Annotated in this window: 13 protein-coding genes and 2 pseudogenes; 10 read left to right on the plus strand and 5 right to left on the minus strand. The window is 50.8% G+C overall.

Annotation, left to right across the window (positions count from 1 at the left end; translation table 11 throughout):
- Positions 1-43: 43 nt before the first annotated feature.
- From panC to H9L05_RS07340, 8 genes are all read left to right on the plus strand, one after another.
- Positions 44-895, plus strand: a complete 852-nt coding sequence (panC, locus tag H9L05_RS07305) for a pantoate--beta-alanine ligase (RefSeq protein WP_187733609.1) — start codon at positions 44-46, stop codon at positions 893-895.
- A gap of 144 nt (positions 896-1,039) precedes the next feature.
- On the plus strand, positions 1,040-2,572 hold the full coding sequence (locus H9L05_RS07310; protein ID WP_223284799.1) for a S8 family peptidase: 1,533 nt from the start codon (positions 1,040-1,042) through the stop codon (positions 2,570-2,572).
- A gap of 176 nt (positions 2,573-2,748) precedes the next feature.
- Positions 2,749-3,096, plus strand: coding sequence for an aspartate 1-decarboxylase (gene panD / locus H9L05_RS07315; protein WP_187733610.1), 348 nt, complete (start codon positions 2,749-2,751; stop codon positions 3,094-3,096).
- A 74-nt stretch (positions 3,097-3,170) separates the two neighbouring features.
- Positions 3,171-4,223, plus strand: a complete 1,053-nt coding sequence (locus tag H9L05_RS07320; RefSeq protein WP_187733611.1) for a lysylphosphatidylglycerol synthase transmembrane domain-containing protein — start codon at positions 3,171-3,173, stop codon at positions 4,221-4,223.
- Positions 4,207-4,689 carry a D-glycero-beta-D-manno-heptose 1-phosphate adenylyltransferase gene (rfaE2, locus tag H9L05_RS07325; RefSeq protein WP_187733612.1) on the plus strand — a complete coding sequence of 161 codons (483 nt, stop codon included), beginning with the start codon at positions 4,207-4,209 and terminating at the stop codon, positions 4,687-4,689. Before H9L05_RS07320 ends, rfaE2 begins: the two co-directional genes overlap by 17 nt.
- Before the next feature lie 24 nt (positions 4,690-4,713).
- Positions 4,714-5,391, plus strand: coding sequence for a zinc metallopeptidase (locus H9L05_RS07330; protein WP_187733613.1), 678 nt, complete (start codon positions 4,714-4,716; stop codon positions 5,389-5,391).
- A 209-nt stretch (positions 5,392-5,600) separates the two neighbouring features.
- A complete protein-coding gene (locus H9L05_RS07335) occupies positions 5,601-6,740 on the plus strand; it encodes an acyl-CoA dehydrogenase (protein ID WP_187733614.1) in 1,140 nt (379 codons plus the stop codon).
- A 156-nt stretch (positions 6,741-6,896) separates the two neighbouring features.
- The gene (locus H9L05_RS07340; RefSeq protein WP_084443435.1) at positions 6,897-7,820 is read left to right on the plus strand and encodes a helix-turn-helix domain-containing protein; all 924 of its coding nucleotides are present in this window, start codon (positions 6,897-6,899) and stop codon (positions 7,818-7,820) included.
- Positions 7,821-7,908: 88 nt separating this feature from the next.
- Here the strand turns inward: H9L05_RS07340 and H9L05_RS07345 are convergent, their stop codons facing one another.
- The 3 genes from H9L05_RS07345 to H9L05_RS07355 are packed head-to-tail and all read right to left on the minus strand — an operon-like array spanning position 7,909 to position 9,922.
- Positions 7,909-8,673, minus strand: a complete 765-nt coding sequence (locus H9L05_RS07345; RefSeq protein ID WP_187733615.1) for a geranylgeranylglyceryl/heptaprenylglyceryl phosphate synthase — start codon at positions 8,671-8,673, stop codon at positions 7,909-7,911.
- Complete coding sequence (locus H9L05_RS07350) at positions 8,654-9,457, minus strand: hypothetical protein (RefSeq protein ID WP_187733616.1); 804 nt, start codon at positions 9,455-9,457, stop codon at positions 8,654-8,656. The genes H9L05_RS07345 and H9L05_RS07350 overlap by 20 nt, the downstream gene beginning before the upstream one ends.
- Positions 9,458-9,460: 3 nt before the next feature.
- Entirely contained in the window at positions 9,461-9,922 is a 462-nt protein-coding gene (locus H9L05_RS07355) for a phage holin family protein (RefSeq protein WP_223284800.1), read from the minus strand.
- A gap of 91 nt (positions 9,923-10,013) precedes the next feature.
- Here H9L05_RS07355 and H9L05_RS26795 point away from each other — a divergent pair.
- Together H9L05_RS26795 and H9L05_RS07365 are read left to right on the plus strand one after the other, a co-directional pair.
- Positions 10,014-10,121 (plus strand): annotated as a pseudogene (locus H9L05_RS26795) (DnaJ domain-containing protein); the annotation flags it as partial.
- A 139-nt stretch (positions 10,122-10,260) separates the two neighbouring features.
- Positions 10,261-11,124: a tetratricopeptide repeat protein gene (locus H9L05_RS07365; protein ID WP_223284801.1), complete on the plus strand. Its 864-nt coding sequence runs from the start codon at positions 10,261-10,263 to the stop codon at positions 11,122-11,124.
- A 130-nt stretch (positions 11,125-11,254) separates the two neighbouring features.
- Here the strand turns inward: H9L05_RS07365 and nagB are convergent.
- Positions 11,255-13,168 (minus strand): annotated as a pseudogene (nagB, locus tag H9L05_RS07370) (glucosamine-6-phosphate deaminase).
- A gap of 252 nt (positions 13,169-13,420) precedes the next feature.
- Positions 13,421-14,356, minus strand: a complete 936-nt coding sequence (locus H9L05_RS07375; RefSeq protein WP_223284802.1) for a glycosyltransferase — start codon at positions 14,354-14,356, stop codon at positions 13,421-13,423.
- Between the last annotated feature and the right edge of the window lie 304 nt (positions 14,357-14,660).

A 14,660-nucleotide genomic window follows, 5' to 3' on the forward strand; every position in this document is an offset into this window, starting at 1 on the left:
AATAAAACCCACCTGCGGGTCCTTCCCCCAGGCCTTCTACCTTATGGAGATACTGCAATCGGCCGCCGCGTTGCAAGCCCAAACTGAAAAATGGCGTCGCGATGGTCAACGCATTGGTTTAGTGCCTACTATGGGTGCCTTACACGATGGCCACCTGCGGCTGGTACAAGCTGCCGCCGCTGAAAACGACGTAGTAGTAGTCAGTATTTTTGTCAATCCGACACAGTTCAATAATCCCGACGACTTTCGGCTTTATCCGCGCCTGCCCGAAGCCGATGCTGCTTTGCTTGAGCCGGCTGGCTGCACTGCGTTGTTTTTGCCATCGGTAGAGGAAATGTACCCTCAACCCAGCAAGCTGCGTTTTGATTTTGGCTCCTTGGAGCAAGTAATGGAAGGAGCCCACCGTCCCGGTCATTTTAATGGAGTAGCGACGGTGGTAAGCAAGCTGTTCCACCTGAGCCGTCCTCATCAGGCCTACTTTGGCCAGAAAGACTTGCAGCAGGTCGCTATCATTCGCCAGCTAGTGGCTGACTTATCATTTGATCTGGAGCTTATCACTTTCCCAACAGTGCGCGAGGCCGATGGCTTGGCTATGTCCTCACGCAATAGGCGATTATCAGCAGACGCTCGACAAATTGCCCCCCAGCTTTATGCAGCATTACTGTTAGGTCAAAAACTAGTAATGCAAAAACAATTAGTAGCTGCTATAAAGGATAAAGTACACTCCTTACTAACAGCTGATAAAGCAATTCAGGTGGAATACTTTGAGATTGTCGACACACAGACACTCCAGCCCATAGAAATATTGGTCCCAAGGCAAGAGGTGGCGTTATGCATAGCTGCTTGGTTGGCAGACGTTAGATTAATTGACAACCTTTTATTTGAGGTTAAGTGACTGTAAATATTGCAGTTATATAAAATATGCAATCTATATATAGTATAAAAAATAAAAAAGATTCAATTTTTTCCTTGTCAAATGAACGATATGAATTCCTAATTGAGTTATATTAGTGTACTGATTAATCACATAAACTTAAGTATGCAGAAGAAACAGTTTACTCCAAAATTCCTTTCTTGTTTAGGCCTTGGTCTTCTTTTCACCTTTGGGTGCAGCAAAGAAGATCTGACACCAAATGAAAGCCTCAATCAGCGCTCTGCCAATAGCGCTATTGACGCGTCTGTTTCGACTTCTGTCGTGCGCGAGGGCAATCAGTACATTATTATTTCGGCTACCGATGCTCTGCCAGCGGACATTGAGGGCAAAACCAAAGGAGCTAATGGCAAAGTAACTAAGCTGCTCAGCGGTGTAGGTATTGCTACTGCTACTTCCGACGACCCGAACTTCATTGCCAAGGCTAGCAAAATCAGTGGAGTCCGCTCGGTTATTCACGATTTTACTTATCAGGGCTACGACCCACAGGAGCAGAACGTGGAGGCAGCGAACACCAATCCCCCCACCAGTGCCGACAACGATCCTGTTTTCCCTATACAGTGGGGCCATACTGCTATTCAGGCGCCAGAGGCTTGGCTCACCGGAGCTCGTGGCCAGAACGTGCGTGTAGCCGTGCTGGACGGAGGATTCTATCTGGGGCACCCCGATTTGGTAGACAATATTGAGAAAAGTATATCTTTCGTGCCTGGCCAACCGGCTCAGTTTAATCGCGAGCTCGCCAGAAACAGAAGTACTTTTAGTCACGGTTCGCACGTAGCAGGCACTGTTGCGGCTGTGGATAATACTAATGGCGGAGTTGGCGTAGCACCAAAAGCTAAACTAGTTCTGGTAAAGGTGTTAGGTGACGCTGGCTCCGGGGCTTTCTCTTGGATAATTGCAGGCATCAAGTACGCTGCTGATGAGCAGGTTGATGTGATCAACATGAGCTTGGGTGCTCAGCTGCCCCGCAATGGTAAATACATGGACAACAATGGCACACCAAGTGATCCATCGGATGACTTTTTGGTGAAGGATAGCGAGGTTCAAAAAGAAGTCGCTGAACTGGTGGAGGCCATTAACAAAGTCACGACTTACGCAGCCAGAAAAGGCGTGACCCTTATAGCTGCGGCTGGCAACGACGGGATTGATGCTAAAGACCAGAACGCGACTTTTGTACCCGCCGACTCGAAGCACGTGATTTCTATTTCGGCTACCGCTCCTTATGGTTTGGCACTGAATCCTAACACCAACCTAGACCAGGTTGCTCCATATTCCAACTACGGTTCGCCGGCTATTGACCTCGCTGCTCCCGGAGGTAGTGCTGCGCATCCTAGTGCGACAAGCGTGTTCTATAAAATAGGATCCGCGCCTGTTTATGCGTGGGACATGGTGTATAGCAGCGGAAGCCCCACCGGCTATAACTGGGCGCAGGGCACAAGCATGGCCAGCCCACACGCAGCGGGCGTAGCCGCCTTGATCATCAGTAAAAATGGTGGCCCAATGGCTCCTGAGCGGGTAGAGGCTATCATGCGGGCTTCGGCCGATGACTTAGGTATCCCCGGTCGTGATGATAACTACGGTCATGGCCGTGTGAACGCCTTACGCGCCGTAACCAGCGGCAGCTTCGCCCAGGCCAAATAGGTCGGGTTTCGTTAGGGCGATTAAAAAAGCCCCCAACGAGTCGGTAGTGCTACCGGCCCGCTGGGGGGCTTTTTTGCGCACCAACATAGGCGACGAGTTCTTTCCTCGAGGCAAGACCACGCATTCAGGCTCGAACCCCTATCTTTGCCGCCCTTATTTCAACCGCATTTTCTTCTATGCATATCGAGGTTCTGAAGTCTAAAATTCACCGCGCCAAGGTCACACAGGCCGAACTGCATTATGTTGGTAGCGTCACCATCGACGAGGACTTGCTCGACGCTGCCAACATGGTAGAAAACGAGAAAGTGACGATAGTAAATGTGAACAACGGCGAGCGTTTTGAAACCTATACCATTCGCGGAGAGCGTGGCTCGGGTATGTTGTGCCTCAACGGTCCAGCCGCCCGGCGCGTAGCCGTGGGCGATATCGTCATCATATTTTCATACGCTCTCATCGACTTCGCGGAAGCACGCGCTCACAAGCCCACATTGGTCTTTCCCGATCAGCACAATCGGTTAGTGTAAGCTGAAGATGGCAGATGGGTAGCACGTTAATTCGCTACCCATCTGCCATCTGCCATCTGCCCATTCAGGTTATTATGAAGCAACTGATCACTATACTTAAGTACGCGCTGTTAGTATCCTTATCGGGACTGCTGATGTGGTATGCCGTGCGCGGGCAGGATCTGAGCCGTATCGGCGAGTATGTGCGGGAGGCCAACTATTTCTGGCTGTTCGTTACTATGGCTTTGTCTGTGCTGGGCTATCTGAGTCGCGCTTATCGATGGAAAATGCAGATAGACCCCACCGGCTACAAAGCTTCTTACTGGGATGTATATCATGCCATGATGGTGGGCTATTTGGCTAATATGGTGCTGCCACGCATGGGAGAGGTGATTCGCTGTTCAGTGCTGCGTCGTAGTAGTGGTGTGCCTGTGCAAGTGTCGTTGGGTACCGTCATTGCGGAGCGCGTCATTGATGTGCTTGTGCTTCTGGGGCTGCTGGGAACGACACTTCTACTGGAATTTGATAAATTCTGGTCGTTTGTAATGGGCTTACTGACTGATAACTACGAGTCATTTGCTGCCTACCAAACCACATTGCTGGCCATTGCTGCCATTTCCTTGATATTGCTGTTGATGGGTGTCTATGCCCTTTTTAGAAACCTGGAAAGGCTGCGTCAGAATGCGTTTTTCAACCGTATTGTTGGGCTGGCAAGAGGACTGCTGTCAGGCGTATTTAGTGTGCTGAAGCTCGAAAATAAGGGCGTTTTTTTGCTGCATACACTCTTTACTTGGTTGGTTTATTATCTCATGGACTACCTGGCCTTTTTTGCCTTCCCCGAAACCTATAACCTAAGCATGATGGCTGCCTTGGCAGTGCTCACCTTCGGGGCATTTGGGATGGCGGCCCCGGTATCAGGCGGTATTGGAACATTCCACATAATGGTGCAAGCTACGCTGCTGGTGTATGGTGTTTCAAAGGAAGCCGGTATTGCCTACGCGTTGGTAGTACATGGGTCTCAAACTCTGCTGGTAGTATTGATGGGCGGAATTAGCTTCATACTGAGCATGGTAAAATCAGGCCGGATAGCTCGCCGCAAGGCTGCATCTTTGGCCGTAGCTACAACTGCCGATGTGGAGCAAGGATAAGATCGTTGACCGTAATGACTTAACGCCATTGCTGGAGCAGTGGCGCGCGGAAGGCCGCCCGGTGGTTTTCACCAATGGCTGCTTCGACTTGCTGCATCTCGGACACGTCGATTACTTGGAGAAGGCGCGGCACTTGGGTGGGGCACTGGTGGTGGGCCTGAATACTGACGCTTCTGTCAGCTGTTTGAAGCCGGGAAGGCCTCTACAGGACGAAATGTCACGGGCGCGCATCCTGGCGTCCCTTTTGTTTGTGGATGCCGTAGTACTGTTCGATGAGCCCACTCCGCTTTCCCTGATTGAGTTGATTAAACCCGACATTCTGGTGAAGGGTGATGACTACGCAATTAGTGGAATTGTCGGCCACGAATTGGTGTTGAATAGTGGCGGGCAGGTACTTACCGTACCACTCGTAGCTGGCTACAGTACCACGCGGATCGTGGAGCGTATACGTCAGCTTCCTTCTTAATCATTCATTTTTCTCTCCAAGCCCATGTATCTATTCCTCATTCTGGCGATGGTTGTAAGCTGGCTCATTCAGTGGCGCTTGCGCAGCAAGTTCTCTGAATACGCCAAAATAGGTCTGCAATCAGGCTTGTCCGGTAAGCAAATAGCCGAGCTTATGCTGGCTGACCACGGCATTACCGATGTGCGCGTTATTTCTACCGAAGGTCGTCTTACTGATCATTACAACCCCGCCGATAAGACTGTAAACCTGAGCGAGGCCGTGTATGAAGAGCGTTCGGCGGCGGCGGCGGCTGTTGCGGCCCATGAGTGCGGCCACGCGGTTCAGCACGCTACGGCCTATAGCATGTTGCAGTTCCGCTCCGCTATGGTGCCCGCCTTGAGCGCCGTGTCGAAGTTTATGCCCTTTATTCTCATTGCTGGGGTATTCATGATCAATACCTCCATGATTCCGCTGGGTATTGGCATTGCCTTATTCGCTCTTACCACACTGTTTTCGTTTGTTACCCTGCCAGTTGAGTTTGATGCCTCCAAGCGGGCCTTGGCCTGGATTGATAAGCGTGGCATCGTGACGACTACGGAGCATGCAATGGCTAAAGATGCCTTATGGTGGGCTGCCATGACATACGTTGTAGCCGCGCTTAGCTCACTGGCCACTTTGCTTTACTACGTCAGCATCTTTATGGGTGGCCGCAGTCGCGACTAACCTTGATGAATTGTGAGCTTCATCAGATTCAGATAGCAAAAAAGCCCCCAGAACGACCGGGGGGCTTTTTTATTTTTTAAGCTAGACATTTGTGCCAGTAGATCGGTTATCAATGTAGCGAAGTGAAGCTCGAATGAGCGTAACTTGCCTGCCGCTGCCGAGTTAGTGATTAACTTTCCACCCTAGTTTCCCACCCAAGCTTTTTACGAATGGATTTTCAGTTCACCGAAGAACAACTGGCCGTACAAGCGGCTGCCCGCGACTTTGCCCAATCCGAACTTTGGGCCGGCGTTATTGAGCGCGACGAACACCAAAAGTTTCCTGCTGAGCAAATCAAGAAGATGGGCGAGCTAGGCTTCATGGGCATGATGGTCAGCCCGGAGTACGGCGGCGGCGGCATGGATACGGTATCGTATGTGCTGGCAATGGAAGAAATTTCGAAAGTAGATGCTTCCTGCTCAGTTATTATGTCGGTGAACAACTCGCTGGTATGCTGGGGCTTAGAAAAGTACGGCACGGAGGAGCAAAAGCAGAAATACCTGCCCCGCCTGACTAGCGGCGAGATCATTGGCGCCTTTTGCCTCTCTGAGCCGGAAGCGGGTTCCGACGCCACCATGCAGCGCACCACCGCCGAGGACATGGGCGACCATTACCTGCTCAACGGGACCAAGAACTGGATAACCAATGGCTCAACGGCTTCCGTGTATCTGGTTATTGCCCAGACCAACCCTGAGCTAAAGCACCGCGGCATCAACGCTCTCATTGTGGAGAAAGATACGCCCGGGTTTGTAGTTGGCCTTAAGGAGAATAAGCTTGGTATTCGGGGCTCCGATACGCACTCCCTCATGTTCACGGACGTGAAAGTGCCCAAGGAAAACCGCATTGGCGAGGATGGATTCGGCTTCAAGTTCGCTATGCATGTGCTGGCTGGGGGGCGTATTGGTATTGCTGCCCAAGCACTAGGTATTGCCTCTGGGGCTTTTGAACTGGCGCTGAAATATTCAAAAGAGCGCAAAGCCTTTGGCGTTGAAATCTCTAAGCATCAGGCTATTCAGTTCAAGCTAGCTGACATGGCTACCAACATCGACGCGGCTCGTCTGCTTTGCCTGCAAGCTGCGCAGGATAAGGATAACCATGTTGACTATGCTAAGTCAGGAGCTATGGCTAAGCTGTTCGCTTCCAAAGTGGCCATGGAAACCACTGTAGAAGCCGTACAGGTGCACGGTGGCTATGGTTTTGTAAAAGAATTCCACGTTGAGCGCTTCATGCGCGACGCCAAAATCACTCAGATTTACGAAGGAACATCCGAGATTCAGAAAATTGTAATCTCGCGGGAATTATTAAAATAAGAAGTTCATAGATTAAAATTTAGATTATTTGCATTAAACCCAGTCAGAAAATGGCTGGGTTTTTCGTTTTTGTGAATTTTTATATGTTGTTTTGCATTGTCTACCTGTAGACAACTGTGCGGCCCCTAGATATCCCTACCCAAAACATCCCCGAATATGGAAGATTACAATAAAGTGATTGAATCGCTTGGTGTACGTTACATCAAGGCGAAGAACCTGGTATTGCAGCAGCCGTTTACGGTGCGCAATTATTATGATGTTGGTAATAATCTGATATTGCTGCACAAAGGCCACATTGCTTTCGGCGACGAGGAGCAAGCAGTGGAAGAAGGCGAAATGCTGTTCATTCCGGGCGGCCGCGCTACCAAAGTGAACTACGGTGGCTCAGGGGGCAAATTGATTACCAACGACGACCTGATCAGCAATAAGGACAAGTTTTTCCACTCCAACTCTGACCTCGACCTCATCGGCGATGCGGAGGAGAGCCACAGCCACGTAAGCTTCGAGGCGAAAGTATTTGACTCGGTCAACTTCTTTGCCTCGCTGGATGTGCCAGCCTTCCTGATCACGAATAACTCCAAGCTGGCTAACCTCGTCATCAAGGTGGTGGAGGAAAGCTTGCAGGAGCTGCCTGGTCGTGAGCGTCTCATCACGATCTACACCGAGAACATTGTGGTGGAAATTGTGCGCTACATCTTGAAAAACAAGATGTTTGTGGAGCAGCTTGCTACCAACAGCACCTACTTCAAGGATCCACGCCTGATCGACCTGTTCAACTACATCAAGGAGAACATCGGTGGCGACTTGTCGAACAAGGTGCTTTCGAGCGTAGCCAATGTGTCGGAAGACTATGTGGGTCAGTACTTCAAGATGTTGACCGGCATCAATCCGCAAGACTACATCGAGTATCAGCGTATGGAGCGTGCTGTGTTCTTGCTCCGCACTACCAAGAAGAGCATCCGCGACATTGGTAAGGAAGTGGGCTACAAGGACACGGCTTATTTCTGCCGTCGTTTCAAGATGATGTTTGGTATTCCAGCTGGTAAGATGCGCCGCCGCGAATCAGCTATGAATATCTAATTTACTGTTTTCAGTATCAAAAAAGCCCCCAGACTAGTCTGGGGGGCTTTTTTGATACTGAAAAGGACCGAATTTCTAGAGCCTTGGCTTAGACGGGATCCAGGACCGCATTAAAGCTTTGAATTACTCCAGACATCTCAGCCAAGAACTGGGGGGCTTTTTCAATCTGATTACCAACCACAATAACGTCGGCACCGGCTTCTAAAGCTGCCTGGGCTTTCTCCGTGGTGTTGATGCCGCCGCCGACGATTACGGGCACCTCCACCGCCTCCCGCACCGCCCGAATCATCGCGGGTGCAACCGGATACATAGCGCCACTGCCTCCATCCAGATACATCAGGCGCAACCCTAGCTGCTCGCCTGCCATAGCCGTGCAAGCCGCAATGCTGGGCTTATCGTGAGGCAGGGGCGTGGTGCCGCTCATGTAGCTGGCGGTGGTCTGGCGGCCAGTATCGACGAGCATGTAGCCAGTGGGCAAAATCTCGAGACTACTGGCCCTCAGCAAAGGAGCCGCTACAACGTGCTGCCCAATCAGGAAATCGGGGTTGCGGCCCGATATAAGCGACAATAGCAAGATGCCATCGGCTTGAGTATCCAGGTGCAGGCTATGACTCGGAAATAGCAGCACGGGCACCGGGCTGTTCCTCTTTATAAAAAAAATGAGCGACGCCTGGTGAGTATTCATCACCAGGCTGCCGCCCACAAAAAAGTAATCAATAGGATGAGTCTCGCTCAGCGCTAGCAAATGCCGACAGCCGGCCTCATCCAGTTGATCAGGATCGAGGAGCACAGCCAGAGATTTCTGGCCGCGCTGGCGGCGGTTGTTAAGCGTTTCATAGAGACTGTTGCGCATCCGCGTCGTCGTGGTGATAAGTAAAGTCGATGTCCTTTGTTTCCGGTTCCATGTGCGTTACCGTCGGATTGTCTGCAAGGTCGGAATTTTTGTTCACTGGCAAATATTCACCGACTTTTTTGGCCACATAGGCCATCAAAACAGCTGTTACCTGGGCCGTCAGCATCTTGCCCGTATCCGACTGCAAAAAGCTGTGCAGCACGGAAGCTATCATGTTGGGCTGTTTGTTGGCAAACTGCTGATTGGCGTCGAACATAGAAACCGGTAAGCGGCGGGCGTCATCATAAGCGAGCGGCGGGAAGGGGTCAGTTTCGGCGGAGGCGTGATATACATCAGGCGCCAGATCGGCCCGACCGGCGGCCGCGTGTTGTTGGCCGCGGTCAAACTGATGTCCGCCACCGAAGCCATAGTCGTCGCCAACGCTCTGGCGACTAGCCTCGTGCACTGCCGGATTGGAAACATAAGACGCCCGATGAGCGTTTTTATTTTGCTTCCTTTCCAGCTTTTCGCGCTTCTTCTGTGCCTTGCGGGCTAAACGGTCGTCCTCAAACTCTTCGTAGCCTTCATCGTCGTCATCGTCCGAGTCGTTGCGGCTGCCTAGCGCTTTAGAAATCAGCCAAATGCCTCCCAGGATACCTGCTCCAATGGCGGCATATTTGCCCACTTCCTGCGTCTTCTCCTTGATGTGGTCAACGTCGCCCAGCAGGGCACGCTCGTATTCGAGCTTCTGGCGCTCCAGAAATTCCTTTTCGTCCTCGAATAACGGGTTGTGTAGCTCTGCCATGAGTTAGTTACGCTTATCAGATTTATAAATCGTGTTGTCCAATGTCTTGTCGGCCAGTCCCTGGAACAGCTTTTTATCGACCCCAACCACAAAGATGATCAGCAGCACCAAGTAAAAGCCAGCTATTATTCCGAAACCCCAATAAGGGCTGTCGAGCACCTCATTGAGGAGCAAGCCGAGAAACACATTGAGAAAAATGAAGAAGAATAGGCCAATTACCGCCATCGTGACACCGTGCGCAGTAGCCACGAAAGCTGTTTTTGCCTTCTCCTGCGCTTCGAGGCGCACCAGATCGAGGCGCGTATCAAGGTAGCCTTTGAGGTTGCCTATCAGGCTGTCATTGGGGGGCGTTTTAGAGTCGTCGTCGAAAGCCATACGGCGGAAGAATAGAATGGAAAGAAAAGTTGTTAGTAGGTCGGAGGCCGGAAAAAGCACCTGATAGCAGGTTTTTCGAGCCAATTGCACATACGAAAAAGGCGGGTTTGTGTCTGAAAATTGAATTACTTTTACCCTATACTGCCGTGTTTTGAGTCAGAATCATTATCAAGTTTTAGGTGTGGGAGCCACGGCGTCGGTCCGCGACATTAAAGCGGCCTACAAGCGCCTAGCCATTCAGTACCATCCCGATAAGCACGGCGGTAGCACCCGATACGAGGAGCATTTTAAAGCCGTAAACGCCGCTTATCGAGTACTTTCTGATGCAGGGCGCAGGGCCGTCTACGACCACCAACTGCGCCGCGCCGCTCAGGCGCAGGAGGCGCAGCGCCAGCAGCAAGCCTACCGTCAGCAGGGCCAGCGCGTATATGGCGTGCCAATGCCCCCCCGCCGGCCCCGATGCGCACGCGCCCCCGGCCGGGTCGGCGGAGCGCCACTACCGTACTATCCCGAAGCGCCGGAAGTTCACGCGCCGCGACTATCTGCTAACAGCCGGGTTCATCGGTCTATTTGTGCTGTTTATATTTTCGGTGAAAGTGACCATGGATCACGTAACGGCTGTGGGAAATTATGATGATGGCCTGCGTGCCTACGCCGAGGGGGAATGGAGCACCGCTCACAGCTTTTTTTCGGAGGCCTTGCACTTCAAGCCCGACTATACGGAGGCATTGCGTCGTCGCGCCGAAATCACGGAGCTGATTTATCATCAGCCGGCCATTGCACAAAATGATTACCGAGCAGCCCTGCCCCACACAAATCACCCCGCCGACCGCGCCTTTATTCTGCACCGCTTAGGCCGTTACGAAGCGCGCCAGCAGCAGCCCGCCCAAGCCGACCGGCTACTGACCCAGGCAGTGACGCTGGACTCCACGCGCGCCGGTGCCTGGATACTGCGGGGCGAAATACGACTGCTCACCCAGCGACAGTTTGATCTTGCGGTCCGCGACCTGAGCACTGGTCTGCGGCAGCGTACCGTGGCGGGCAAGGCCCCCACGCTTTATGCGCTCACCCTGCGGGGCCTAGCCTACTACCGCCTCGGCGACTACACCCGCGCTCAACAGGATTATCAGGTGGTAGCTAAAGCAAACCCCAATAATGGCCAGATTCACTATCTGTTGGGGCGCGTAGCCCAGCGCCAAGGCCAACTTGTGGAAGCATGCGCGGCATTCACGCAGGCGGTACGCTTAGGCTATGGTTTCGCTAATACAGCCCAAAAACAAACCTGTCAATAAAAAACCAGCCCAAAAAAGCCCCCAGCTATCTGATAATAGATTGGGGGCTTTTTGGGCTGGTTTAACCTTTGTCGAAGCGCTTTATAGGTTAATCGGATATGTGGTATTCGTTTCCAGTAAGATCTGCTAATCAATAATGCCAACGCACAAAAGCTTCAATGGCCTCATACTCAGGCAGACCTAGACGGTCGTAAATCTGGGCGGTGGTGCGGTTGCGCTCCTCGGCCCGCTGCCAGAACTCGCGCTGATCAGCACCAGGAAACAGCGGCCGGTCCTTCTGCGACTGATGCTTGAAAATGGCTCGCCGCTTACGCGTCAGCTCCTCCGGACTGATGGGTACTGCCATTTCAATCTGATCAATGTCCCATTCCTGCCAGGCACCGCGGTAAAGCCACACCCAACAATCCTGTAGCCATTCCGCACCTTCCGCTTTGAGGCGCTGCACGGCCTGGAAAATAGCCGACAGGCAAACGCGGTGCGTGCCGTGCGGATCGGATAAGTCGCCGGCGGCATAAATCTGCTGGGGCCTGATTTTATTCAGCAAATCAATAGTAAGCTGAATGTCCTCTTCGCCCAAAGGCTTTTTGCGCACCCGTCCGGTTTCATAAAACGGCAAATCCATGAAGTGCGCGTTCTCGTCGGGCACGCCAGCATACCGGCACGCCGACTTCGCCTCACCGCGCCGAATCAATCCCTTAATCTGCTGTACCTCACTTGAGTCGACCTGACCGGGAGCCTTATTTTGCAGGAAGTCGACCACGCGCCTGTATAAATTCTCGGCAGGCTGCTCATCGAGCCGAAAAGCCTCATCATAATCGGCCACAAACTCGGCAAAACGAATAGCTTCTTCGTCAAATACCGCAATGTTGCCCGACGTCTGGTAGGCTACGTGCACCTCGTGGCCCTGGTCAACCAAGCGCAGCAAGGTGCCGCCCATCGATATTACATCATCATCAGGGTGGGGGCTAAAAATGAGCACCCGCTTCGGAAACGGCTCCGCTCGCTCGGGCGGTGCGAGTCATCGGCGTTAGGTTTGCCCCCGGCCAACCCGTAATGGTGTGCTGCAGCTCATTAAACACCTTAATATTAATACTATACGCCTGCCCCGATTCGGCCAGCAAGCCCGAAAGCCCGTTCTCGTTATAATCCTGGTCCGTGAGCTTGAGAATCGGCTTTTGCAGCTGGCGGGCTAGCCACGTCACGGCCTTGCGCACGAAGGCCGCATCCTGCCAGTTACAGGGCAGATCGGCTAACCACGGCGTTTTCCGGGCGGTCAGCTCAGCTCCGGCAGCCTCATCCAGAACAACGCGCACGTTGGGGTGCTTCTGTAAGTAAGTAGCTGGCACCGAGTCCGTCATGTCGCCTTCTACCATTCGCTTAATCACGGCGGCTTTTCCCTCCCCCAAGCTAGCAATACTATTTCATGGGCTTCCAGAATAGTGCCTACCCCCATAGTTATAGCACGCCGCGGTACGTTTTCTTCTCCGTAAAAGTCGCTGGCCGCATCTGTTCGGGTAATATGGTCGAGCGTGATGAGGCGAGTACGGGAGGCTGCGCCCGAACCGGGCTCATTGAACCCAATATGTCCTGTGCGCCCAATACCCAAAATCTGCAAATCAATACCTCCTGCCTCCCGAATCTGCTCCTCGTAGCGCCGGCAAAATCCTGCTACTTCTTCTACCGGCACTGTGCCATCTGGAATATGCACATTGGCCACCGGAATATCCACGTGGTCAAACAAGTACTCGTGCATGAACCGAACATAGCTTTGTAAGGAGTCCGGCGCCATCGGAAAGTACTCGTCCAGGTTGAACGTGATAACATTCTGAAAACTCAGCCCTTCCTGTTGATGCAATCGCACCAGCTCCTCATAAAGGCGGGTAGGAGTGGAGCCTGTGGCTAATCCAAGTATACAGCTTCGGCCCTCTGCCGCCCTTTGCCGAATCAGCCCGGCTATGTCTTGGGCCACGGCTACGGAAGCCTGTTCTGAATCCGGGTAAACGGTGGTGGGAATTCGTTCGGTGGAGGCACTATGTGAGGTCATAGGGACGAATGAAAAGCCAGTAAAATTTATAACCTATAATTCAGTGTAATTATGAAATTGATGGTTAAATAAAAAATATTAAACATTATCTAATTTTTAAGGCATGAAATAAATTGGGTTATGCAATAGCTTTAATTGAAAAAAAATAACTATTAATTTTGTTTGTCAGATTTTTAATGAAGTTATAACCAATTAAATACTTTATATAGAATCTGGAGATTGAATAGAGTACTCTGATGTTCTTGCTCATTTTTAGAGCCCCTTTGCTTGTGTTAAAGCGGATGACAAATCGCTAAAGTAGAGTGTGTTTGCTAATTTAGCGCAGTATAAAGCGTAGTCTGTGAGCGCTATGCGCTTTAATTCCTTGCGCTTATTTAGTGGTAAGTATTTCTGAATGATATTGATTACTGTTGTAATATCCCGCATATTCTGCCCTGTTTTTATAGACTGCTGGGTTATACTATTATTAGTAAGATATCTGTAATCTGCTAAAGGTTTAGGTGAGTAAGCAACAGGAAAATGCGCTGCTATTCGAGTCCACATTTCCCAATCTTCACCGTAATGAACAGCAAAAAATCCTCCTAACTGTTCATATACTTTCCTTTTTACTACTATAGCAGGAGGTTGAACTCTAATACTAGTGGCCATTTTTAGTAAAAAGTCCTTTACCACTCCAGTTTCCGTTGATAGTGGAGGGTTAGTGAAAGTGCCTTGCTCCGTAATATATCTTATGTGAGTGAAAGCGGCACCGGCTTCGGGGTAGGCAGAAAACAACGTGTCGATTTCCTCATAAAACCCAAGTGCCACCTTATCATCACCATGTAGTATATGTACTCGTTGTCCTATGGAGAGATTTAGACAGCTTTCAAGATTACGTAAGCTTCCAAGATTTCTAGTCTGTTGAAAATATTCAACACGATTCTTGCCTACCTTTTCTACAAGTGCCCTGACATCACCGTCTGTACTGCAGTCGTCAACAACAGCTATTTGCATGAACTCGGGCCCTGGATCTTGGGTGAGCACACTCTCAAGAGTTTCTTGTAAGAATTGCAGACAGTTATAGGTGGGTATCATTACCGACCATAGTGGCCGTTGAACGTGTCTAGGAACAGCTGCAATTATAGGAGGAACGTTGGGTATACGCTCCAATCGAGCTTTCGTGTCTGTAGATGAAATCTTAGCCCCCATAATGCTTATACGCTAAAAACCGTACAATTAGTGTTCACCCCAGTTCTCATTGTATAGGTGAAAAGCTAGTGGATTTCTAGCCGCAAGTTAATTATTTACAGGAAAAATATAAAATTACCGATTTTGACAAGGCATCTTTTGTTTCATTTTATGCCTTTATTCACCTTCAAACTAATACTCTTTTACTGATGAGCAAGCGCGTTAAATTATTGCTATGCAGCTACTTAGCGATACCGTTGTTACTCACTACAGAAAATATCAGGTATAATTTCTTTAGAAATAAAAAACCCTCTCCGCTGTATGC

The sequence above is a fragment of the Hymenobacter qilianensis genome, assembly GCF_014489555.1.
Classification (GTDB): domain Bacteria; phylum Bacteroidota; class Bacteroidia; order Cytophagales; family Hymenobacteraceae; genus Hymenobacter; species Hymenobacter qilianensis.

Excerpts from the sequence above, each read along its gene's own strand:
- panC (WP_187733609.1), top strand. The coding sequence starts at position 44 with ATGGAGATACTGCAATCGGCCGCCGCGTTGCAAGCCCAAACTGAAAAA.
- H9L05_RS07345 (WP_187733615.1), bottom strand. The coding sequence starts at position 8,673 with ATGCGCAACAGTCTCTATGAAACGCTTAACAACCGCCGCCAGCGCGGC.
- H9L05_RS07310 (WP_223284799.1), top strand. The coding sequence starts at position 1,040 with ATGCAGAAGAAACAGTTTACTCCAAAATTCCTTTCTTGTTTAGGCCTT.
- H9L05_RS07365 (WP_223284801.1), top strand. The coding sequence starts at position 10,261 with ATGGCGTGCCAATGCCCCCCCGCCGGCCCCGATGCGCACGCGCCCCCG.
- H9L05_RS07350 (WP_187733616.1), bottom strand. The coding sequence starts at position 9,457 with ATGGCAGAGCTACACAACCCGTTATTCGAGGACGAAAAGGAATTTCTG.
- rfaE2 (WP_187733612.1), top strand. The coding sequence starts at position 4,207 with ATGTGGAGCAAGGATAAGATCGTTGACCGTAATGACTTAACGCCATTG.
- H9L05_RS07375 (WP_223284802.1), bottom strand. The coding sequence starts at position 14,356 with ATGGGGGCTAAGATTTCATCTACAGACACGAAAGCTCGATTGGAGCGT.
- H9L05_RS07335 (WP_187733614.1), top strand. The coding sequence starts at position 5,601 with ATGGATTTTCAGTTCACCGAAGAACAACTGGCCGTACAAGCGGCTGCC.
- H9L05_RS07330 (WP_187733613.1), top strand. The coding sequence starts at position 4,714 with ATGTATCTATTCCTCATTCTGGCGATGGTTGTAAGCTGGCTCATTCAG.
- panD (WP_187733610.1), top strand. The coding sequence starts at position 2,749 with ATGCATATCGAGGTTCTGAAGTCTAAAATTCACCGCGCCAAGGTCACA.
- H9L05_RS07340 (WP_084443435.1), top strand. The coding sequence starts at position 6,897 with ATGGAAGATTACAATAAAGTGATTGAATCGCTTGGTGTACGTTACATC.
- H9L05_RS07320 (WP_187733611.1), top strand. The coding sequence starts at position 3,171 with ATGAAGCAACTGATCACTATACTTAAGTACGCGCTGTTAGTATCCTTA.